Genomic DNA, 22,929 nt, shown 5'->3' on the forward strand with positions numbered 1-22,929 from the left:
ATATTTTTGACGCTGGTTTGCATCAGATGGCAGAGGGGAGAGTGAACAGGGCTTGAAATCACCGCCCCTCCCCGTTAGGTCCCAGTTTGATTGCTAGCAGAGAGAACCCAGTCAAATGGCCACTATCAACCCAGTTCAGTTCATTCAGCAGGTCCGTGCCGAAGTCAGTAAGATTGTCTGGCCGACTCGTCGTGAAGTGCTGCTGACCACTGTGATGGTCTTTATCATGGCTTCGCTTACCGCAGTGTTCTTTGCCTTGGTGGATATCATTATCCGCTTTGGTTTGACCAATGTGCTGGAGATGTTCAGCTAAAATATTTCGCCGAAGGTTAGCCTTCGTGCGAATATCAGGCGCACCACTTGATCTCGTCTTGATTGGCGGGTAGGTGAGCCTTGCCTCTGATGAGGGCGTGTGGCGATTCGCGTTGCGCGCCGTTTTTTGTTAGGGCGCAGTCTAGGGCTGCAAAGAAATTTATATGACGGCAAGGCAATGACGCCAGCCAGTCAGGACAAGGACGGTCAGGTTCATGGCGAAGCGGTGGTATTCGGTCAGCGTTCTCTCGAACTTCGAAAAGAAAATCGCAGAGCAAATCCTCACGTCGGCTGCTGAAACCGGTCTTGATGACGACATCGATGAGGTTCTGGTTCCCACCGAAGAGGTGATCGAAGTGCGTCGCGGCAAGAAGGTGACCACCGAGCGTCGCTTTATGCCGGGGTATGTTCTGGTGCACATGGAAATGAGCGATCATGGCTATCACCTGATCAACTCGATCAATCGCGTTACGGGCTTTCTTGGACCTCAGGGTCGCCCAATGCCGATGCGCGATGCTGAAGTGAACCAGATCCTGAACCGCGTGCAGGAAGGCGAAGATGCGCCGCGTACACTGATCCACTTTGAAGTGGGTGAGAAAGTCAAGGTCAACGAAGGTCCGTTTGAGGACTTCGACGGTATGGTCGAGGAAGTCGATGACGAGAACCAGCGCCTTAAGGTGACGGTATCGATCTTTGGCCGGGAAACCCCGGTTGAACTGGAATTCACTCAGGTTACCAAACAGGGTTAAGCTTTCAAGACCGTGAACAGTTACAACGCCGTCCCTTTTGGGCGGCGTTTTGCATTGGGGGCCGTGTTAGCGACGCTGGCGCACGCGATCTGCAAGATCGGTGATCATCTCGTTTATCACCGTAGGTTCATCCCCCCGCAGCGCGTAAAAGCACAGGCCAGCCAGATCAGCGCTCAATTGGCGGGCGAGCTTTTTCGGGTTGCTGGCTTGTGAAAGCTCGCCAGCGGAAATCGCCTGTTCAAAAACAGCCTCAAACAGCTCTTCGTTCCGGGTCAACATCTCATTGATCTTATCGTGGATTGAGCCGTCGTCCAGGCCGCTCTCCAGCGTGGCTTTGACCAGGAAGCAAACGGGCAGGGGGGCGTCGGCGTTGGAGAGAGGGTGAGCGCGGAGGATGAAGTCTGCGAGCCCCTGTAATGGAGAGGTCGCAGAGGCCATTAGCTGTGCGCGCTTGTCGTTGAGCTGAAGGGCGTAGCGCTCCAAGCTTAAGCAATACAGCTTGGCCTTGCTGCCAAAGGCCGCGTAAATCGAGCCAGGGTGCATGCCTGTGGCACGCTCCAGGTCTTTTATTGACGTGGAGGCGAAACCCTTCGTCCAGAACAGATTGAGGGCCTGATCCAAGGCGGCGTCTTTGTTGTGGTTCACACTCATAACTCCCAATGTACGTGCGCGGGTTGGTAAAGCCAAGGTCACAGTTGAGTGATTGCTCAAATCAGACCTTGAGTGATCGCTCAAGTTGGCCATATGAGTGTCACGTTGATGATTTTACAAAGGATACAAAGATGACGACTTTCCCTCACCACACTGCAGAAACTGCTCCTGAGGCTGCCAAAGAGAACCTGAAGGCTTCTGAAAAAGCTTATGGTTTCTTGCCGGGGCTCTATCAGGTGATGGCGGACGCGCCGCAGCTGTTGGATACCTACCTGCGCACACACGAAGCCTTTGTTAGCACCAGCTTTGACAATACTGAGCTGACCGTTGTGTGGCAGTCGATCAATGTGGAACACGATTGCCACTATTGTGTACCGGCACATACAGGCATCGCCCATTCAATGAATATTGACCAGGGCGTAATTGACGCACTGCGAGACGAGACCCCGTTGGTTGATCCAAAGCTGGAAGCTCTTCGTACCTTTACTCTCGCACTGGTGCGAGGGCGCGGGTATGTGGCTCAAGCTGATTACGATGCCTTTTATGCTGCGGGGTATGGCACGCAGCAGGTGTTGGAGATCATTCTGGGGCTCTCCCAAAAGATCCTCAGCAACTACACCAACCATGTGGCGCTAACCGCTGTGGATCCTGCGTTCCAGCAATTTTCCTGGAACAAGACTGACAAAGTGGCGTAAAGCGAAGGCCGCTCCCTGGGCCTTCGCAGCAAAGTTGCGGGGGCCCTTTCTGCGCATCGCACCTCTTGTTCCTTTGGTTTGGGGTAGATGTATTCGCCCCTTGCCAACTCTCGGAAACAGGCGTAAACGCCGCCTCTATCGTCTTTGGGCGAGATTCTCCCGTGGGAGGTCGCAGGCATCGCGATGTCGGACTGAACCACGCAACACAAACCGGGCGGAACGCGTTTCGCTCACGTTGAAAGGAACACCAAATGGCCAAGAAGCTTGCTGGTACAATGAAGCTGCAGGTTCCTGCAGGTAAAGCGAACCCCTCGCCACCAGTTGGTCCGGCGCTGGGTCAGCGCGGCATTAACATCATGGAATTCTGTAAGGCGTTCAACGCTAAGACTGCAGATCTGGAGCCCGGCGCGCCGTGCCCAACCGTGATCACTTACTACCAGGATAAGTCCTTCACTATGGACATCAAGACGCCACCTGCGTCTTACTTCCTGAAGAAGGCTGCCAAGGTTAAGTCCGGTGCAAAGACACCGTCGCGCGAAACCGTTGGTACTGTGACCGCGGCCCAGGTGAAGGAAATCGCCGAAGCCAAGATGAAAGATCTGAACGCCAACGATATCGAAGCGGCAATGCAGATCATCCTGGGCTCTGCCCGCTCTATGGGCATCGAGGTGAAGTAATATGGCTAAGCTTGGAAAACGGACTCGCGCCGCACGCGAAGCATTTGCTGACAAAGCTAATCTGTCGGTCGAAGATGCAGTTGCCCTGATCAAGGCCAACGCCACCGCCAAATTCGACGAAACCGTCGAAATCGCCATGTCGCTGGGTGTTGATCCACGTCACGCGGACCAGATGGTTCGTGGCGTTATTGGCCTGCCCAATGGCACAGGCAAATCCGTACGTGTTGCGGTCTTTGCTCGTGGCGCGAAAGCTGACGAAGCCAAAGAAGCCGGAGCCGATATCATTGGCGCCGAGGACCTGATGGAAATCGTTCAGGGCGGCAAGATCGACTTTGATCGTTGCATCGCGACACCTGATATGATGCCAGTTGTTGGCCGTCTGGGTAAAGTTCTGGGCCCACGTAACCTGATGCCAAACCCTAAGGTTGGTACGGTTACCATGGACGTTGCTACGGCTGTTAAGAACGCCAAAGGCGGCGAAGTTCAGTTTAAGGCTGAAAAAGGTGGCGTTGTGCACGCCGGTGTTGGCAAAGCGTCATTTGACGGTGCCAAGCTGGTTGAAAACATCCGTGCGTTTGTTGCGGCTGTGGCAAAGGCCAAACCAGCAGGCGCCAAGGGTGCCTACATGCAGAAAATCGCTCTGTCCTCAACCATGGGTCCAGGCGTAACTGTTGACGTGGATAACGCAGCAGCCGAGTAATTTCGGTCAGTGTGAAAAAGATTTTGGGCCCGGATTTGCTGATGCTAATCCGGGCCCTTTTTTATGGTGTTGGCCTGATGGGCGAAATTTGTGTCCCTTCCATCGGCCGCGACTGAATTTTGCACTTGGATTAAGCCCAAAATCCTCTTAGGTGTGACCGCGAAGGAAAGCGTGCGATTCGTCGTGCGCTTTCCTTCGTTTCGTCCAAGATGGTGGGTGGCCCTAAATTGGGGTCTTAATTTCCCTCCTGAGACGGGAAAGACAAAAAAGATCGAGGGTTTTCAATCCTTCGGGCGATTTTTGGCTCACCCCGTAACTACGGACCTGAACGCTGGGCTTTATGAGCCTGGCAAAATTGAGCCGGGATGTCTGACATCCCAAACTTGGAGAGAACTGTGGATAGAGCCCAGAAAGAGAAATTGGTCGAGGAACTCGGCCAGATCTTCGAAAGCTCTGGCGTTGTTGTGGTATCACACTACGTCGGTCTGACAGTTGCTGATATGCAGGATCTGCGCGCCCGGGCGACCGAAGCGGGTGGATCTGTGCGTGTTGCCAAAAACAGGCTCGCCAAAATCGCCCTTGAGGGAAAGTCATGTGCAAGCATTTCTGACCTGCTGACAGGGATGACTGTTCTTACCTATTCTGAGGATCCTGTGGCTGCGGCCAAGGTTGCTCAGGAGTTCGCCAAGGAGAACCAAAAGTTCGTAATCCTTGGTGGCGCAATGGGTGAGAATGCTCTGGACGTTGCTGGCGTTGAAGCCGTGTCGAAAATGCCTTCCCGCGAGGAGCTTATTGCTTCCATCGCTGGCTGCATCGGCGCACCTGCTTCCAACATCGCTGGCGCAATTGGCGCACCTGCAAGCAATATCGCAAGCATCCTTTCGACCATCGAAGAGAAGGCGGAAGCTGCGTAGGCGGTTAGCACTGAATGACTGATGTGGGGCATCTGCCCTGGCGTTGGAAAAAACACACTGATAAACGGAAAGAGCTGATAAAATGGCTGATCTGAAAGCACTCGCAGAAAGCATCGTGGGCCTGACCCTGCTGGAAGCACAAGAACTGAAAACCATCCTCAAAGACGAGTATGGCATCGAGCCCGCCGCTGGTGGCGCTGTTGTAATGGCTGCTGGTGGCGACGCCGGTGCAGCTGAAGAAGAAAAGACTGAATTCGACGTCGTGCTGAAGAGCGCTGGCGCATCGAAGATCAACGTGATCAAAGAAGTTCGCGCGATCACCGGTCTGGGCCTGAAAGAAGCTAAGACACTGGTCGAAGCTAACGGCAAAGTCAAAGAAGCTGTGTCCAAGGACGAAGCTGAAGACATCAAAGGCAAGCTGGAAGCAGCTGGCGCCGAAGTAGAAGTGGTCTAAGCAACCGCTTCAGAGGGAGTGGCGCGGACTTCTCGCTTGAGGGGCCGCTTCACACTCTCGGAAATTTGGCTGGTCTCAGAGCTTCTGGGACCAGCCGAACCTGTCTTAGAAAGGATCTGTTGAGCAGGTCTTTTCTAAGGCGAGGTTATATGGATCGGGAGGCCACCATTCGGGACGGTGGCCATGAATTGATCCGACCGCGCTGTCTCGTATGGGCAAGGTGCCGTGGCCCGGCGGCATCCTTGACCGGTGAGAATTTGAAAAGGTGACATCTGACATGGCTCAATCGTTCCTTGGCCAGAAACGTCTTCGTACATACTACGGAAAAATCCGTGAAGTTTTGGAGATGCCGAACCTCATTGAGGTGCAGAAATCTTCTTATGATCTTTTCCTGCGCTCTGGTGATGAACCCCAGCCGTTGGACGGCGAAGGCATCAAGGGTGTTTTCCAGTCGGTATTTCCGATCAAAGATTTCAACGAAACCTCCGTTTTGGAGTTCGTGAAATACGATCTGGAAAAACCCAAGTACGACGTCGAAGAGTGTATGCAGCGCGACATGACCTATGCCGCTCCGCTGAAGGTTACTCTGCGTCTGATCGTGTTTGATATCGATGAAGATACCGGTGCGAAATCGGTTAAGGACATCAAAGAGCAAGATGTGTTCATGGGCGATATGCCCCTGATGACGCCAAACGGCACGTTTGTTGTTAACGGCACCGAGCGGGTGATCGTTTCTCAGATGCACCGTTCCCCTGGTGTTTTCTTCGACCACGACAAAGGCAAAACCCATTCCTCGGGCAAATTGTTGTTTGCTTGCCGCATCATCCCGTATCGCGGCTCGTGGCTGGATTTTGAATTCGACGCTAAAGACATCGTTTTTGCTCGGATTGACCGCCGCCGTAAACTGCCTGTGACCACCCTGCTGTATGCACTGGGCCTGGACCAGGAAGGCATCATGGATGCCTATTATGACACTGTCAGCTACAATCTTGAGCAGAACCGGGGCTGGGTCACACCGTTTTTCCCTGAACGCGTTCGCGGCACTCGCCCGACCTACGATCTGGTCGATGCCAAAACCGGTGAGATCATTGCTGAAGCGGGCAAGAAAATCACTCCGCGTGCTGCCAAAAAGCTGATCGACGAGGGTGCAGTAACTGATCTACTGGTTCCGTTCGAACATATCATTGGCAAGTTTGTTTCCAAGGATATCATCAACGAAGAAAACGGCGCAATCTACGTCGAGGCCGGTGATGAACTGACCATGGAATACGACAAAGACGGCGACGTCATTGGCGGTTCCATTAAAGAGCTGATGGATGCCGGGATCACCGATATCCCAGTGCTGGATATCGATCACGTTAATGTTGGTCCTTATATTCGCAACACTATGGCGGCAGACAAGAACATGGGTCGCGACACCGCGCTTATGGATATCTACCGCGTTATGCGTCCGGGTGAACCACCCACCGTTGAGGCAGCTTCAGCGCTGTTCAACACCCTGTTCTTCGATAGCGAGCGTTATGATCTGTCGGCTGTTGGCCGGGTTAAGATGAACATGCGCCTGGCACTGGACGCTGACGATACTCAGCGGACCCTGCGCAAAGAAGACATCATTTCCTGCATCAAAGCGCTGGTTGACCTGCGCGATGGTCGCGGCGGCGTTGACGACATTGACCACTTGGGCAACCGTCGTGTGCGTTCCGTTGGCGAACTGATGGAAAACCAGTACCGCGTTGGTCTGCTACGCATGGAGCGCGCGATCAAAGAGCGTATGTCCAGCGTCGAAATCGACACTGTGATGCCGCAGGATCTGATCAACGCCAAGCCAGCTGCTGCTGCGGTGCGTGAATTCTTTGGCTCTTCGCAGCTGTCTCAGTTCATGGACCAAACCAACCCGCTGTCCGAAGTGACACACAAACGCCGTCTCTCGGCGCTTGGACCTGGCGGTTTGACCCGCGAGCGTGCTGGCTTTGAAGTCCGTGACGTTCACCCGACCCACTATGGTCGGATGTGCCCGATTGAAACGCCTGAAGGACCGAACATTGGTCTGATCAACTCGCTGGCTACCTATGCTCGCGTGAACAAATATGGTTTCATCGAAACGCCTTATCGTGTGGTAACTGACGGTCACGTGACCGACGAAGTTCACTACATGTCAGCCACCGAAGAAATGCGTCACACTGTGGCGCAGGCCAACGCGACGCTGGACGAAAAGGGCAACTTCATCAACGAACTGGTGTCTACGCGCCAGTCGGGTGACTACACACTGGCGCAGCGTGAAAACGTTGACCTGATCGATGTGTCGCCTAAGCAGTTGGTTTCGGTTGCTGCCTCTTTGATCCCATTCCTCGAAAACGACGATGCGAACCGGGCCCTGATGGGGTCGAACATGATGCGTCAGGCGGTTCCACTGCTGCGTGCCGAGGCTCCGCTGGTCGGAACCGGTATCGAAGAAGTTGTCGCCCGTGACTCTGGTGCGGCTTACATGGCGAAACGTGCCGGTGTGGTCGATCAGGTTGATGCACAGCGTATCGTTATTCGTGCGACTGCTGATCTGGAACTGGGTGACGCAGGCGTAGATATCTACCGCATGCGCAAATTCCAGCGTTCGAACCAGAACACTTGTATCAACCAGCGTCCGCTGGTGAAAGTTGGCGACACTGTGATCAAAGGCGAAGTTATCGCTGATGGCCCGTCGACTGATCTTGGTGAACTGGCTCTGGGTAAGAACGTGGTCGTCGCGTTTATGCCTTGGAACGGTTACAACTACGAAGACTCCATCCTGATCTCTGAGCGTATCGCACGTGACGACGTTTTCACTTCGGTTCACATCGAAGAATTCGAAGTCGCTGCCCGTGATACAAAGCTTGGCCCAGAAGAAATCACCCGCGACATTCCTAACGTCGGCGAGGAAGCCCTGCGCAACCTCGACGAAGCTGGTATTGTTTACATCGGTGCAGATGTAGAACCGGGCGACATTCTGGTTGGTAAGATCACCCCCAAGGGCGAAAGCCCAATGACGCCAGAAGAAAAACTGCTGCGCGCCATCTTTGGTGAAAAAGCCTCGGACGTTCGCGATACTTCGCTGCGTGTGAAGCCTGGTGATTTTGGTACAGTTGTCGAAGTTCGTGTCTTTAACCGCCACGGTGTGGAAAAAGACGAACGTGCGATCCAGATCGAGCGTGAAGAAGTTGAGCGTCTGGCCCGTGACCGGGACGACGAGTTGACCATTCTAGACCGTAACATCTATGCCCGTCTCAAAGGCATGGTGCTGGGTCAGGTGGCTGTCAAAGGTCCAAAAGGTGTTCGTGGTGGCACAGAAGTCACCGAAGAACTGCTGGATACAATGATCCGCAGTCAGTGGTGGATGCTGGCACTGGAAGACGAAGCAGGCGCTCAGGCTGTTGAAGCTCTGAACGAGCAGTACGAAGTGCAAAAGCGCGCTTTGGATGCCCGTTTTGAGGACAAAGTCGAGAAAGTCCGTCGCGGCGACGATCTGCCACCAGGTGTGATGAAGATGGTCAAAGTATTCATCGCGGTGAAGCGTAAGCTGCAGCCGGGTGATAAAATGGCCGGTCGTCACGGGAACAAAGGTGTTATTTCCAAGGTTGTACCGATGGAAGACATGCCGTTCCTGGCCGATGGTACGCCGGTTGACTTCTGTCTGAACCCACTGGGTGTGCCGTCGCGTATGAACGTTGGTCAGATCCTTGAAACTCACATGGGTTGGGCCGCGCGCGGTCTGGGTATCAACATTGACGAAGCTCTGGGTGAATACCGTCGTTCCGGCGACCTGACCCCGGTTCGCGACGCAATGAGCCATGCCTATGGTGATAGGGTCTATGCCGAAGGTCTGGCAGACATGACCGAGGAAGAGCTGGTTGAAGCAGCTGGTAATGTGACCAGCGGTGTTCCAATTGCGACACCAGTATTCGATGGTGCTAAAGAAGCAGACGTCAATGACGCTCTGGTTCGCGCTGGCTTCTCGGAAAGTGGTCAGTCGGTGCTGTTTGATGGTCGTACAGGTGAGCAGTTTGCCCGCCCTGTGACTGTTGGCATGAAGTACCTGCTGAAGCTGCATCACCTGGTGGATGACAAAATCCACGCGCGTTCAACCGGACCATACTCGCTTGTTACTCAGCAGCCGCTGGGTGGTAAGGCGCAGTTCGGTGGCCAGCGCTTCGGGGAAATGGAAGTCTGGGCTCTGGAAGCTTACGGCGCAGCCTATACCCTGCAGGAAATGCTGACTGTGAAGTCAGATGACGTGGCAGGCCGGACCAAGGTCTATGAAAGCATCGTCAAGGGTGAGGATAACTACGAAGCAGGCGTCCCAGAATCGTTCAACGTTCTGGTGAAAGAAGTTCGTGGCCTTGGCCTGAATATGGAACTCCTGGATGCGGAGGACGGCGAGTAAGGGCCCCGGGCCCTTACCACCATCACCCCTTCCGCACGAATTTGAGGATTCAAAAATGAACCAGGAACTGACGAACAACCCGTTCAACCCGCTGACACCAACCAAGGTGTTCGACGAGATCAAAGTCTCGCTGGCTTCGCCAGAGCGGATCCTGTCGTGGTCGTATGGCGAAATTAAAAAGCCAGAAACCATCAACTACCGTACATTCAAGCCAGAGCGTGACGGTCTGTTCTGTGCGCGGATCTTTGGCCCGATCAAAGATTACGAATGTCTGTGTGGCAAATATAAGCGCATGAAGTATCGCGGCGTTGTCTGCGAAAAATGTGGTGTTGAAGTTACGCTTCAGAAAGTACGTCGCGAGCGTATGGGCCACATTGAACTGGCCTCGCCTGTTGCGCACATCTGGTTCCTCAAGTCGCTGCCATCGCGCATCGGCCTGATGCTGGATATGACACTGCGTGATCTGGAACGTGTTCTGTACTTCGAAAACTACGTTGTTATCGAACCTGGTCTGACTGATCTGACCTATGGCCAGATGATGACCGAAGAAGAGTATATGGACGCGCAAGATGCTTATGGCATGGATGCTTTCACCGCCAACATTGGCGCTGAAGCGATCCGCGAAATGCTGGCGGCGATCGACCTGGAATCCGAAGCAGACCAGCTGCGTGCCGATCTGGCCGAAGCGACTGGTGAGCTGAAGCCAAAGAAGATCATCAAGCGTTTGAAGGTTGTTGAAAGCTTCCTCGAGTCGGGCAACCGCCCTGAGTGGATGGTTATGACCGTGATCCCAGTGATCCCACCAGAACTGCGCCCACTGGTGCCGCTGGATGGTGGTCGTTTCGCGACATCCGATCTGAACGATCTGTATCGCCGTGTGATCAACCGGAACAACCGTCTGAAACGCCTGATTGAACTACGCGCACCTGACATCATCGTCCGTAACGAAAAGCGGATGCTGCAGGAATCGGTTGATGCACTGTTCGACAACGGCCGTCGTGGTCGCGTAATCACCGGCGCCAACAAGCGTCCGTTGAAATCGCTGTCCGACATGCTGAAGGGTAAGCAGGGTCGCTTCCGTCAAAACCTTTTGGGTAAGCGCGTCGACTTCTCGGGTCGTTCGGTCATTGTGACCGGTCCGGAATTGAAGCTGCACCAATGTGGTTTGCCGAAGAAGATGGCGCTCGAACTGTTCAAGCCGTTCATCTATTCGCGTCTTGAAGCCAAAGGCCTGTCTTCCACAGTTAAGCAAGCCAAGAAGCTAGTTGAAAAAGAGCGTCCCGAAGTTTGGGATATCCTGGACGAAGTGATCCGCGAACACCCGGTCATGCTGAACCGTGCGCCTACATTGCACCGTCTTGGTATTCAGGCGTTTGAACCCACGCTGATCGAAGGTAAGGCTATCCAGCTGCACCCGCTGGTCTGCTCGGCGTTCAACGCTGACTTTGATGGTGACCAGATGGCGGTTCACGTTCCACTGAGCCTTGAGGCACAGTTGGAAGCACGTGTTCTGATGATGTCCACCAACAACGTTCTGTCACCTGCGAACGGTGCGCCAATCATCGTTCCGTCGCAGGATATGATCCTGGGTCTGTACTATGTAACTCTGGAACGTGAAGGTATGCCGGGCGAAGGTTCTGTGTTTGCGTCGCTGGAAGAGGTTCAGCACGCGCTGGACGCTCGTCAGGTCCACCTGCATTCCAAGATCACAGCACGGGTGACGCAGATCGACGAAGAAGGTAACGAAGTACTTGTACGCTTTGAAACCACACCCGGGCGTATGTTGTTGGGCGATCTACTGCCTAAGAATGCCAAGGCTCCATTTGCACTGGTCAACCGACTGCTGCGCAAGAAAGAAGTCCAAACCGTAATTGACACTGTCTACCGTTACTGTGGTCAGAAAGAGTCGGTCATCTTCTGTGATCAGATCATGACCATGGGCTTCCGTGAAGCGTTCAAGGCGGGCATTTCGTTTGGTAAAGACGACATGTTGATCCCAGACACAAAATGGCCGCTGGTTAATGATACCCGCGACATGGTGAAGGACTTTGAACAGCAGTACATGGACGGCCTGATCACTCAGGGCGAAAAGTACAACAAAGTTGTTGATGCCTGGGCCAAGTGTAACGACAAAGTCACCGATGCGATGATGGGCGCGATTTCTGCTGCCAAGCATGACGATGCAGGTGCCGAAATGGAGCCCAACTCGGTCTACATGATGGCCCACTCTGGTGCGCGTGGCTCTGTTACTCAGATGAAGCAGTTGGGCGGCATGCGTGGTCTGATGGCCAAGCCAAACGGCGATATCATCGAAACACCGATCATCTCGAACTTTAAAGAAGGTCTGTCGGTTCTAGAGTACTTCAACTCCACCCACGGTGCCCGTAAGGGTCTGTCGGATACGGCTTTGAAAACGGCGAACTCGGGATATCTGACCCGTCGTCTGGTTGATGTCGCGCAGGATTGCATCGTTCGCGATCATGACTGTGGCACAGACACCGCGATTACTGTCGTAGCAGCAACCCGTGATGGTGAAGTTGTGGCGACACTTGGCGAACGTGTTCTGGGCCGTGTAGCGGCTGAGGACATCAAGAAGCCTGGGACTGAAGATGTGATCGTGGCCCACGGCCAGCTGATCGACGAACGTATGGCTGATGCTATAGAAGAGGCGGGTGTTCGCTCCACGCGTCTTCGCAGCCCACTGACCTGTGAGGCCGAAGAAGGCGTCTGCGTTATGTGTTACGGTCGTGACCTGGCGCGCGGTACTGTGGTGAATACCGGCGAAGCTGTCGGCATTATCGCTGCACAGTCGATCGGTGAACCTGGTACCCAGCTGACTATGCGGACCTTCCACATTGGTGGCGTTGCGCAGGCTGGACAGCAGTCGTTCCAGGAAGCCAGCGTTGACGGTAAGATTGTCTTTGAAAACGCACAGACCCTGACAAACGCCAGCGGCGAAGTCATGGTTCTGGGTCGTAGCATGAAGATGATTGTGCAGGACGAGCATGGTGAAGATCGCGCTACTCACAAGCTGGCCTATGGTTCCAAGCTGTTTGTAGCCGAAGGACAAGATGTGATCCGCGGTGACAAGCTGTACGAATGGGATCCCTACACTCTGCCAATTCTGGCAGAAAAAGGTGGTACCGTTAAGTATGTCGATCTGGTGAACGGTATTGCTCTGCGTGAAGAGACCGACGATGCGACAGGTATGTCGCAGAAAATCGTGATCGACTGGCGTACTGCTCCAAAAGGCAGCGAGTTGAAGCCGGAAATCATTCTGGTTGGTAGCGATGGCGAGCCGGTCCGCAACGATGCGGGCCACCCGGTTCACTATGGCATGTCGGTTGATGCGGTTCTGTCCGTCGAAGACGGCGATCAGATCCAGGCCGGTGACGTTATTGCGCGTATCCCGCGTGAAGGCGCCAAGACCAAGGATATTACCGGTGGTCTGCCACGGGTTGCGGAACTGTTCGAAGCACGTCGTCCCAAGGATCACGCGATCATCGCCGAAATTGATGGTTACGTTCGCTTTGGCCGCGACTACAAGAACAAGCGTCGCGTCTCGATTGAGCCAGTAGATGAGTCGATGGAAACCGTTGAGTACATGGTACCCAAGGGCAAGCACATCCCAGTTCAGGAAGGCGACCTTATCCATAAGGGCGAATACCTGATGGATGGTAACCCGGCTCCGCACGATATTCTTGCGGTTATGGGTGTCGAAGCACTGGCCAACTATATGGTTGACGAAGTGCAGGACGTTTATCGTCTGCAGGGTGTGAAGATTAACGATAAACACATCGAGGTTATCGTTCGTCAGATGCTGCAGAAGTGGGAAGTTCTGGACAGCGGTGACACCACCCTGCTCAAGGGCGAACACGTCGATAAGCACGAGTTCGATCTGGCCTGTGAAAAAGCAGTGTCCAAAAATGGTCGTGAGGCACGTGGCGAGCCGATCCTGCTTGGGATCACCAAGGCTTCGTTGCAAACCCGCTCGTTCATCTCGGCGGCATCGTTCCAGGAAACAACGCGAGTTCTTACCGAAGCTTCGGTACAGGGTAAGCGCGACAAGCTGGTCGGTCTCAAAGAGAACGTTATCGTTGGTCGCCTGATCCCAGCCGGGACCGGTGGTGCTACTGATCGTGTGCGTAACATTGCTCAGGGCCGCGACAACGTGGTGCTTATTGCTCGCCGCGAAGAGGCGGAAGCCGCTGCAGCTTTGGCCGCTCCGGTGATGGACGAGGATATCATCGGTGGTGATGTGTTCGACAATCTGGTGGAAACACCGGAAAGCCGCGATTGATCGCCTAACTAAATGAATTAGAAAAAGCCCCCGCGCAGAAATGCGCGGGGGCTTTTTGCTTTCTGGCTCTACTTAATGTTACCAAACGGAAACGGAGTATTTTCTTACCTTTGGATTGAATAGAACCAAGGGGACCAACATTTCAATATCGAGCTTTCAAATCTGATTTATGCAAGTTGGAGACACCTACATGTCCGCGTTTCGTCGTCCAAAAATCGTGCCCGTCTTTCTCTCCTTAGCGTTGATGCCCGCGGTTCTTGTTGCAGAACCCTTTGCAGACACCATTTACAAAGGCGGTCCCATCCTGACGATGGACGATGCCGCGCTTTTGACTGAGGCCGTTGCTGTGCGCGATGGTCAGATATTGGCGGTTGGGTCAGTGGAGGACTTGGAACAACACCGGGGTTTGGCAACAATAGATTTCGACCTTGAAGGGCGTACCATGCTGCCCGGCTTTATCGACAGCCATGGCCATGTTGTCTTTGGCGGTTTGCAGGCGATGGCAGCCAACCTTTTGTCGGCACCCGATGGTGAAGTAGAAGACATTGCCTCTTTGCTAACCATTTTGCGGGACTGGTCGGAGAGCAACCAAGAGTTTGTGGTGAAAAACAATCTCATTGTCGGATTTGGCTATGATCCTTCACAGCTGGCAGAAGAGCGTCATCCAACGCGGGATGAGCTCGATGCTGTTTCTACTGACATACCTATCTACATCGTCCATCAATCGGGACACTTGGGTGTTGCGAACTCTGCGGCATTGGAGTTGCTAGGCATTGATGCCGCCAGTGAAAATCCAGATGGTGGGGTGATCCGGCGGCGTGCGGGTAGCACAGAACCAGACGGCGTGCTTGAAGGTAATGTTCATTTCGGCAGTGTGTTTGGTCTTATTGGCGGCCTCGGCCCTGAAGGTATGTTGGCGTTTGCCCGGGCGGGTGCAAACATGTGGGCAAGCTATGGTTTCACAACCGCACAAGAAGGGCGATCAAATCCAGATACGGTTGCGATCTTAAAGCAGTTGGCTGCGATGGGTGACTTGCCAATTGATGTCGCGGTCTATCCTGATGTGATGATTGACCGCGACTTTATCCCGGCGAATATGTCAGACACCTATGAAAATCGGGTGCGGGTCGCAGGTGGGAAACTGACGATAGATGGGTCTCCGCAGGGGTTCACAGCCTTGCGGGATAAGCCCTATCACGATCCGGTAGGTGACTATCCTCCCGGCTATTCCGGGTTGGGCTATGAAACTCCGGAAACCATTATTGAGATGTTTGATTGGGCTTACGAAAACAACGTCCAATTGATGGCACATGCCAATGGCGAACGGGCCTCGGACTATTTCATCGCGGCAGCAGAGGCCGCTACGGAAAAGCACGGACCTGCCGATCGCCGACCCGTACTGATCCATGGTCAATTCATGCGCCAGGATCAGGTCGACAGCTACAAGCGACTGGGCGTGTTTCCCTCGTTGTTTCCCATGCACACATTCTATTGGGGCGACTGGCATCGTGATCATACGGTGGGACCTGCAGATGCCGATAATATTTCGCCAACCGGTTGGATGCGTCAACGCGGTATGATGTTTGGCACCCACCACGACGCCCCGGTTGCGTTGCCCAATTCGATGCGGGTTCTGGATGCAACCGTTACCCGCCGTACCCGGTCTGGGGATATCTTGGGGCCAAATCAGCGCGTTGATGTGATGACTGCGCTGAAGGCGATGACCATCTGGCCTGCCTATCAACATTTTGAAGAAGACAGCAAAGGCTCAATTGAAGTGGGGAAGCTGGCTGACTTTGTGGTGTTGTCCGATGATCCAACCGCCATTGATCCTGAGGATCTGGATACCCTGAAAGTAATGATTACGATTAAGGAGAATGAGGTCATTTACTCGGCAATCCCTTAGTCCGCGACGTCCGCTTTTGCATGCAGGAAACTTGCGATGCTAATAACCTCTTTTCTTTCCGGGCCTCAGGTGGTTGGGTCAGGCAAACCAAGTTGAGATGTTGAGGCGTTCGATGGATTTGAATATCAAAATGGTTGGACTGCTGCGCTTCTCAGTGCTCAGCCCAACCTATTACTCGGAACGCTTCAGCACGCTTGAGGAAACCGCAGCGCACCTTTTTTCACCTGAAAGGCTGGAGCTGAGATTTCGAATCTTTGAACAGCTTTGCCTTCGGTCCTTGATGCGGCAAAGTGATATGGATTTTACGCTGGTAGTACTGACCGCCAAAGCACTTCCAGCCCCATACATGATACGCCTTCTTGATCTGCTGGACCCGTTGCCAAATGTGGTCTGTCACCCTGTAGACGCTGGCGTTCACTACCGGATGTTAAAACAAGGTTACGCCATTGTGCCGCCTGAAAAGGCGAGTCACCAAATTCTGTTTCGGCTGGATGATGATGATGCGGTGGACATCGATTTTGTCCGCCGTAGCAAACATCTGGCCAAGGGCATGATCCCTCTGCAAGGGCCCGATACCCCGTTTATTCTGGCTAACAACCGTGGTTTCTATGCGCAGAAAACTGACGCGGGCGTTGATGTCTTCGATGCTTGTGAGCGCGCGCCGTTGTCGACGGGTACGGCACTTGTTGCTCCGGTAGGTCATGGGATGAATCCCTACCGTTTCAATCACCGGAAGTTCGCACAGCATTTCAATACATTCACTGACATTTCGGTGCCAAGTTTTGTACGTACAATTCACGGCGACAACAAATCTGACCCGACGCAGATGGGTCGAACCCACAAATGGGATACCGAACAGATTGAGGCGGGCTTGAAACAGCATTTTGATCTGAGCGTGAGTGCGTTGCAGGAGATACTGCCATGACCGGAAACCAGATGGGCGCGCTGCTGATGATCGGCAGTATGGCCGGGTTTACCATCAACGATACACTGGTCAAAATGGTCGGTGGGGAAATGCCTTTGTCGCAAATCCTGACACTGCGCGGCGTGGTCGCGACATTGTTGATCTATCTGTTGGCCCGGCGTTTGGGCTCACTGCGGTGGAACCTGGCTAAGGGAGACTGGGGATTGGTCGCAGCGCGATGCGTTGCTGAACTCCTATCTACCTACCTCTTTCTCACCGCGCTGATGGTGACACCTCTCGCCAATTTAACAGCGATCCTGCAGGGGTTACCGCTGACGATAACACTTGGTGCAGCCCTGTTCTTTTGTGAACCAGTTGGGTGGCGCAGGATATCAGCGATCCTCGTCGGTTTCTGCGGAATTTTGCTTATTGTGCGTCCAGGTGTTGATGGTTTTGGCTCGGGGACGCTCTATGCGCTTGGGGCTGTGATAGCCATTACAGCGCGGGATCTGCTGACCCGGCGCATGTCGAGCGAGGTTCCGTCAATGGTAGTGACGCTGTTGGCTTCCCTGACGGTATTGGTGTTTGGTCTCGTTGCTTCAACACAGGTCACATGGCAGCCCGTCACGGTCAACAGTCTGGCGATTGTTACGGGTGCAGCGGTCTTCATTTTTGTTGGATATCTGTGTTCTGTGATGACGATGCGGGTGGGGGACGTCGCCTTTGTTTCACCGTTTCGGTATACTGGGCTGCTCTGGGCATTGTTGCTGGGGTGGTTGGTGTTTGGTGATTGGCCGGACCCACTTACGCTGTTAGGGGCGGCAATTGTCGTGGCCACAGGGCTATTCACCCTCTACCGCGAGCGGCAAGTGTCAGAGAGCTGAGAACACGCGGCGGATATGGTCGGGTTCAATTGCAAAGCGCGCCGCAATTTCGCCCGCCAGTTCGGGTGTGACTGGCGTCACATCGACCACATGCGCGCCGCTCTGGCGGGAATCGTTGTATTGATTGTGGGTGCGTAGCCACATCGGAGCATCGGTAATGGTCACGGTGGGCATGAACTGATTTAGTTTGTTGTGTGCGAAGTTCATAATCGTTTTCGCTGATCCTCCCTGCATATACATACCAAGCGCGGCAACATTGTAGGGCTTCATCGTGGCGGCGGCGGACATGCCTGAGGCGTCGACTTCTGCGATGAACCCTCGGTTGAAGTCTATCGCCACCGTTGGATTGCGATCCACCAGGCCGGGGCAGTCAATAACGGTTTGACGTAGCCTTTCAACAAAATCCACTGAAACAGCGTCATCATCATCATGGCGAAACTGTATGCAGGGCTGCGATGGATCGCGACGTGCAGCGTTGAGAACCTCTTTCATCACCTCCCGCTGTCGACGTGGTGGCTCAGCGTGGATGCGGATCTGGGGAATGTCTGCGCACAGGTCGCGTAAGCGGTCCGCATGGTGCTTTGGCAGACTGTCCCCAATCACCACAATGAGATCAAACTGCTGATCAGTTTGCGCACGCAGGCAGGGCAGGGCGATGGTTTCAAACAGTTGAAACCGTACCATCAACCTCTCTTTGTTGTAGAGAAAGCCAATCCGATCCTCGGTGGTTTCATGTTTGACTTGAAAGCCGCCTATTGCGGGATAGGAAAACCGGCACAATCCAATTACCTGCATGAATAGACCCTGACCGGTGAATAACACATATTCGGTTACTATGGCCTGCCGGGTAGGGCACAGCAAGCTGTCCAAATGCTACGGGTCAATAATTGGGACATTGTATTGGATGTAAGCCCTTCGACGCCTAGAAGGAGGTACAGTCTGGGCCCCTGTTGACATCATCTGCGACTCCCCATATACGCGCGATATCCGGCATTTGGGGGTCTCCTCATAAGCCGATATCAAAACTGTAGTGGACCAAGTTTCAAGCACCTATCGCTTGTCTCCTCTGTAAACCCACCGCGTCGTTCACCTCGGAATGGGAGCGATTGCGGTTTTTGCGCTTGTGATATCATAGCGCGAAAGAATTGAGCCGCACGTCCTGGCGTGCATGACCATGAGTTGCAAAACGGGGATAAAACCGGAATGCCAACGATCCAACAGCTGATCCGCAAACCGCGGCAGCCGAAAGTAAAACGCTCGAAGTCCATGCATATGCAAGGCTGCCCGCAAAAGCGCGGCGTCTGCACACGTGTGTACACGACCACTCCTAAGAAACCAAACTCCGCGATGCGGAAAGTTGCTAAGGTACGCCTGACCAACGGTTTTGAAGTGATCTCCTATATCCCGGGTGAAAGCCACAACCTTCAGGAGCACTCTGTGGTTCTGATCCGTGGCGGCCGGGTAAAAGATCTTCCCGGTGTCCGTTACCACATCCTTCGCGGTGTTCTGGATACCCAGGGCGTCAAAGACCGTAAACAACGTCGTTCGAAGTACGGCGCGAAGCGTCCTAAGTAAGAGGAATATTCGATGTCACGTCGTCACGCCGCTGAGAAGCGCGAAATTCTACCCGACGCCAAATTTGGCGATCGCGTATTGAGCAAATTCATGAACAACCTGATGATCGACGGTAAGAAGTCGGTCGCAGAGCGGATCGTTTACAACGCGATGGATCGCGTTGAAAGCAAGATCAAGCGTTCGCCTGTTGAAGTCTTCCACGAAGCCCTCGACAACATCAAACCTTCGGTCGAAGTTCGTTCGCGCCGTGTTGGTGGTGCTACTTATCAGGTTCCTGTTGAAGTACGCCCCGAACGCCGCGAAGCTCTGGCCATCCGTTGGTTGATCAACGCTTCCCGTGCTCGCAACGAAAACACCATGGAAGAGCGCCTTGCAGGCGAGCTTATGGACGCAGTCCAGTCCCGTGGTTCCGCCGTTAAAAAGCGCGAAGACACCCACAAGATGGCCGATGCTAACAAAGCATTCAGCCATTATCGCTGGTAACCTCTAAGGATTAGGACGAGAACAATGGCTCGCGAATATCCCCTCGACCGCTACCGTAACTTCGGGATCATGGCGCACATCGATGCAGGTAAAACTACCTGTTCCGAGCGCATCCTGTTTTATACTGGTAAGTCACACAACATCGGCGAAGTGCACGACGGCGCTGCTACCATGGATCACATGGAGCAGGAGCAGGAACGTGGAATCACCATCACTTCGGCTGCGACAACCACATTCTGGGAACGCACCGAAGACGGTGAAACTGCGGATTCTGAAAAGCACCGCATGAACATCATCGACACCCCTGGCCACGTTGACTTCACGATTGAAGTTGAACGTTCGCTGGCGGTTCTCGATGGTGCTGTTGCTTTGCTCGACGCCAACGCTGGTGTTGAACCTCAGACTGAAACCGTGTGGCGTCAGGCTGACCGCTACAAGGTTCCGCGTATCGTGTTCGTCAACAAGATGGACAAGATCGGCGCTGACTTCTTCAACTGTGTTGAGATGATCGCCGACCGTACCGGCGCCCGCCCAATGCCGATCCAGTGCCCAATTGGCGCTGAGACCGAGCTTGAAGGCATGATCGACCTGGTCACCATGAAAGAATGGGTTTGGGCTGGCGAAGATCTGGGCGCATCCTGGGAGCACCGCGAAATTCGCGCTGAGCTCAAGGACAAGTGCGACGAGATGCGTGCTGAGATGATCGAAATGGCTGTCGAAATGGATGACGATGCCATGGAAGCTTATCTCGAAGGCGAAGAGCCAACGATCGAAAAACTGCGTGAGCTGATCCGTAAGGGTACGCTGGCAATGGAATTCGTTCCGGTTCTGTGTGGTTCCGCGTTCAAAAACAAAGGTGTTCAGCCTCTGTTGAACGCTGTGATCGACTATCTGCCGAGCCCAATGGACGTTGTTGATTACATGGGCTTCTTGCCTGGTGATGAAGACGAAGTTCGTGACATTGCGCGTCGTGCTGATGACGACATGCCGTTCTCGGCGCTGGCGTTCAAGATCTGGAATGACCCCTTTGTGGGCTCGCTGACCTTTACCCGCATTTACTCCGGTAAGCTGGAAAAGGGCGACTCGTTCCTGAACTCGACCAAGGGCAAAAAAGAGCGCGTTGGCCGCATGATGATCATGCACTCCAATGACCGTGATGAAATCGCCGAAGCATTCGCTGGTGACATTATCGCTCTGGGCGGACTGAAAGACACCACAACTGGTGATACTCTTTGTTCGATCGCTGATCCGGTTATCTTGGAAACAATGAACTTCCCCGATCCTGTGATCGAGATTGCCGTTGAGCCCAAGACCAAGGGTGACCAGGAAAAGATGTCGACTGGCCTTCAGCGTCTGTCTGCAGAAGATCCTTCCTTCCGTGTTGAAACCGATTTTGAATCGGGTCAGACCATCATGAAGGGCATGGGCGAACTTCACCTGGATATTCTGGTGGACCGTCTGCGTCGTGAATTTGGTGTTGATGCCAACATCGGTGCACCTCAGGTTGCTTACCGCGAGACCATTGGTCACGAAGTCGAGCATACCTACACCCACAAGAAACAGTCGGGTGGTTCGGGTCAGTACGGTGAAGTGAAACTGCTGATCACTCCAACAGAAGCGGGCGAAGGTTTCTCCTTCGAATCCAAAATTGTTGGTGGTGCGGTGCCTAAGGAATACATTCCTGGCGTTGAAAAAGGCATCAAGTCTGTCATGGACAGCGGCCCTCTGGCTGGCTTCCCTGTGATCGACTTCAAAGTGCAGTTGCTCGACGGTAAGTTCCACGATGTTGACTCCAGCATTCTGGCCTTCGAAATCGCATCACGTATGTGTATGCGCGAAGGTATGCGCCTTGCCGGTGCGAAGATGCTTGAGCCAATCATGAAAGTCGAAGTGATCACTCCGGAAGAATATACCGGCGGTATCATCGGCGATCTGACATCGCGTCGTGGTCAGGTGACTGGACAAGAGCCTCGTGGCAACGCAATTGCCATCGACTCGTTTGTGCCTTTGGCCAACATGTTCGGCTACATCAACACTCTGCGTTCGATGAGCTCGGGCCGCGCCCAGTTCTCGATGCAGTTTGACCACTACGATCCGGTTCCGAATGCGATCTCGGAAGAGATCCAAGCGAAATACGCATAAGCGTCAAATATTTAGCGGGTGCGCGATCAACGCGCATCTGCCTCAAACAAATAGGAGGCCATCATGGCTAAGGAAAAGTTCGAACGTACCAAACCACACGTCAACATCGGCACCATCGGCCACGTTGACCACGGCAAAACCACGCTGACCGCAGCGATCACCAAGTACTTTGGTGACTTCCAGGCCTACGATCAGATCGATGGCGCACCGGAAGAAAAAGCCCGTGGTATCACCATCTCGACCGCCCACGTTGAGTATGAAACCGAGACCCGTCACTATGCTCACGTTGACTGCCCCGGCCACGCCGACTACGTCAAAAACATGATCACTGGTGCGGCTCAGATGGATGGCGCCATCCTGGTTGTGAACGCTGCTGACGGCCCAATGCCGCAGACACGTGAGCACATCCTGCTGGGTCGCCAGGTTGGCATCCCTTACATGGTTGTCTACATGAACAAAGTTGACCAGGTTGACGACGAAGAGCTGCTGGAACTGGTGGAAATGGAAATCCGCGAGCTGCTGTCTTCTTACGAATACCCTGGCGACGACATTCCTGTGATTCCTGGTTCGGCTTTGGCCGCTATGGAAGAGCGTGACGACAACATCGGTAAAGACTCGATTGTTGCTCTGATGGCTGCGGTTGACGACTATATCCCAACACCAGAGCGTGCTGTTGACCAGCCGTTCCTGATGCCTGTGGAAGACGTGTTCTCGATCTCCGGTCGTGGTACCGTTGTGACTGGCCGTATTGAGCGTGGCGTGATCAACGTTGGCGACGAAATCGAAATCGTTGGTATCCGCGACACCAAGAAAACCACCTGTACCGGTGTTGAAATGTTCCGCAAGCTGCTGGATCGCGGTGAAGCTGGCGACAACGTTGGCGCATTGCTGCGCGGTGTTGACCGTGACGGCGTTGAGCGTGGCCAGGTTCTGTGTGCACCTAAGTCGGTGAACCCACACACGAAGTTCGAAGCTGAGTCCTATATCCTGACCAAAGAAGAAGGTGGTCGTCACACCCCATTCTTCGCCAACTACCGTCCACAGTTCTACTTCCGGACTACAGACGTCACTGGTACCGTTGTTCTGCCCGAGGGCACAGAAATGGTGATGCCAGGCGACAACCTGAAGTTCAACGTTGAGCTGATCGCACCAATCGCGATGGAAACAGG

18 protein-coding genes are annotated in these 22,929 nt (G+C 53.9%); 16 read left to right on the forward strand and 2 right to left on the reverse strand.

What is annotated here, in order from left to right; all coding sequences use genetic code 11:
- The first annotated feature begins 115 nt into the window (after positions 1–115).
- Both secE and nusG read left to right on the forward strand, forming a co-directional pair.
- Positions 116–313 carry a preprotein translocase subunit SecE gene (gene secE / locus FEE96_RS14850; protein ID WP_138163908.1) on the forward strand — a complete coding sequence of 66 codons (198 nt, stop codon included), beginning with the start codon at positions 116–118 and terminating at the stop codon, positions 311–313.
- Between the two features lie 214 nt (positions 314–527).
- A complete protein-coding gene (gene nusG / locus FEE96_RS14855; protein ID WP_138163909.1) occupies positions 528–1,061 on the forward strand; it encodes a transcription termination/antitermination protein NusG in 534 nt (177 codons plus the stop codon).
- Between the two features lie 66 nt (positions 1,062–1,127).
- Here nusG and FEE96_RS14860 read toward each other — a convergent pair whose 3' ends face one another.
- A complete protein-coding gene (locus FEE96_RS14860) occupies positions 1,128–1,706 on the reverse strand; it encodes a TetR/AcrR family transcriptional regulator (protein WP_171021721.1) in 579 nt (192 codons plus the stop codon).
- Between the two features lie 137 nt (positions 1,707–1,843).
- Here FEE96_RS14860 and FEE96_RS14865 point away from each other — a divergent pair, with 137 nt between their 5' ends.
- From FEE96_RS14865 to FEE96_RS14910, 10 genes are all read left to right on the forward strand, one after another.
- Positions 1,844–2,407, forward strand: coding sequence for a carboxymuconolactone decarboxylase family protein (locus FEE96_RS14865; RefSeq protein WP_138163911.1), 564 nt, complete (start codon positions 1,844–1,846; stop codon positions 2,405–2,407).
- Positions 2,408–2,658: 251 nt separating this feature from the next.
- Positions 2,659–3,084, forward strand: coding sequence for a 50S ribosomal protein L11 (gene rplK, locus FEE96_RS14870; RefSeq protein WP_138163912.1), 426 nt, complete (start codon positions 2,659–2,661; stop codon positions 3,082–3,084).
- 1 nt (position 3,085) lies between these two features.
- Complete coding sequence (gene rplA / locus FEE96_RS14875; protein WP_138163913.1) at positions 3,086–3,784, forward strand: 50S ribosomal protein L1; 699 nt, start codon at positions 3,086–3,088, stop codon at positions 3,782–3,784.
- Between the two features lie 395 nt (positions 3,785–4,179).
- A complete protein-coding gene (rplJ, locus tag FEE96_RS14880; RefSeq protein WP_138163914.1) occupies positions 4,180–4,698 on the forward strand; it encodes a 50S ribosomal protein L10 in 519 nt (172 codons plus the stop codon).
- Between the two features lie 82 nt (positions 4,699–4,780).
- Complete coding sequence (gene rplL, locus FEE96_RS14885; RefSeq protein ID WP_138163915.1) at positions 4,781–5,152, forward strand: 50S ribosomal protein L7/L12; 372 nt, start codon at positions 4,781–4,783, stop codon at positions 5,150–5,152.
- Between the two features lie 277 nt (positions 5,153–5,429).
- A complete protein-coding gene (rpoB, locus tag FEE96_RS14890; RefSeq protein ID WP_138163916.1) occupies positions 5,430–9,566 on the forward strand; it encodes a DNA-directed RNA polymerase subunit beta in 4,137 nt (1,378 codons plus the stop codon).
- A gap of 55 nt (positions 9,567–9,621) precedes the next feature.
- A complete protein-coding gene (gene rpoC, locus FEE96_RS14895) occupies positions 9,622–13,866 on the forward strand; it encodes a DNA-directed RNA polymerase subunit beta' (protein WP_138163917.1) in 4,245 nt (1,414 codons plus the stop codon).
- 190 nt (positions 13,867–14,056) lie between these two features.
- The gene (locus tag FEE96_RS14900; RefSeq protein WP_138163918.1) at positions 14,057–15,772 is read left to right on the forward strand and encodes an amidohydrolase; all 1,716 of its coding nucleotides are present in this window, start codon (positions 14,057–14,059) and stop codon (positions 15,770–15,772) included.
- 112 nt (positions 15,773–15,884) lie between these two features.
- Entirely contained in the window at positions 15,885–16,697 is an 813-nt protein-coding gene (locus FEE96_RS14905; RefSeq protein ID WP_138163919.1) for a glycosyltransferase, read from the forward strand.
- Positions 16,694–17,560 (forward strand): DMT family transporter, encoded by an 867-nt coding sequence (locus tag FEE96_RS14910; protein WP_138163920.1) that lies wholly within the window; start codon positions 16,694–16,696, stop codon positions 17,558–17,560. The genes FEE96_RS14905 and FEE96_RS14910 overlap by 4 nt, the downstream gene beginning before the upstream one ends.
- On the opposite strand, the gene FEE96_RS14915 is transcribed toward FEE96_RS14910, so the two are convergent.
- Positions 17,549–18,355 (reverse strand): putative rhamnosyl transferase, encoded by an 807-nt coding sequence (locus FEE96_RS14915; protein ID WP_138163921.1) that lies wholly within the window; start codon positions 18,353–18,355, stop codon positions 17,549–17,551. The two genes, FEE96_RS14910 and FEE96_RS14915, sit on opposite strands and share 12 nt — an antisense overlap.
- A gap of 408 nt (positions 18,356–18,763) precedes the next feature.
- Here FEE96_RS14915 and rpsL point away from each other — a divergent pair, with 408 nt between their 5' ends.
- From rpsL to tuf, 4 genes are all read left to right on the forward strand, one after another.
- A complete protein-coding gene (gene rpsL, locus FEE96_RS14920; protein WP_127750150.1) occupies positions 18,764–19,135 on the forward strand; it encodes a 30S ribosomal protein S12 in 372 nt (123 codons plus the stop codon).
- A 12-nt stretch (positions 19,136–19,147) separates the two neighbouring features.
- Entirely contained in the window at positions 19,148–19,618 is a 471-nt protein-coding gene (gene rpsG, locus FEE96_RS14925; protein ID WP_138163922.1) for a 30S ribosomal protein S7, read from the forward strand.
- Between the two features lie 24 nt (positions 19,619–19,642).
- On the forward strand, positions 19,643–21,760 hold the full coding sequence (gene fusA, locus FEE96_RS14930) for an elongation factor G (protein ID WP_138163923.1): 2,118 nt from the start codon (positions 19,643–19,645) through the stop codon (positions 21,758–21,760).
- Positions 21,761–21,823: 63 nt separating this feature from the next.
- A partial coding sequence (gene tuf / locus FEE96_RS14935; protein ID WP_138164029.1) for an elongation factor Tu occupies positions 21,824–22,929 on the forward strand: 1,106 nt, incomplete at its 3' end.

It is taken from the genome of Parasedimentitalea maritima (genome assembly GCF_005771405.1).
Taxonomy (GTDB): domain Bacteria; phylum Pseudomonadota; class Alphaproteobacteria; order Rhodobacterales; family Rhodobacteraceae; genus Parasedimentitalea; species Parasedimentitalea maritima.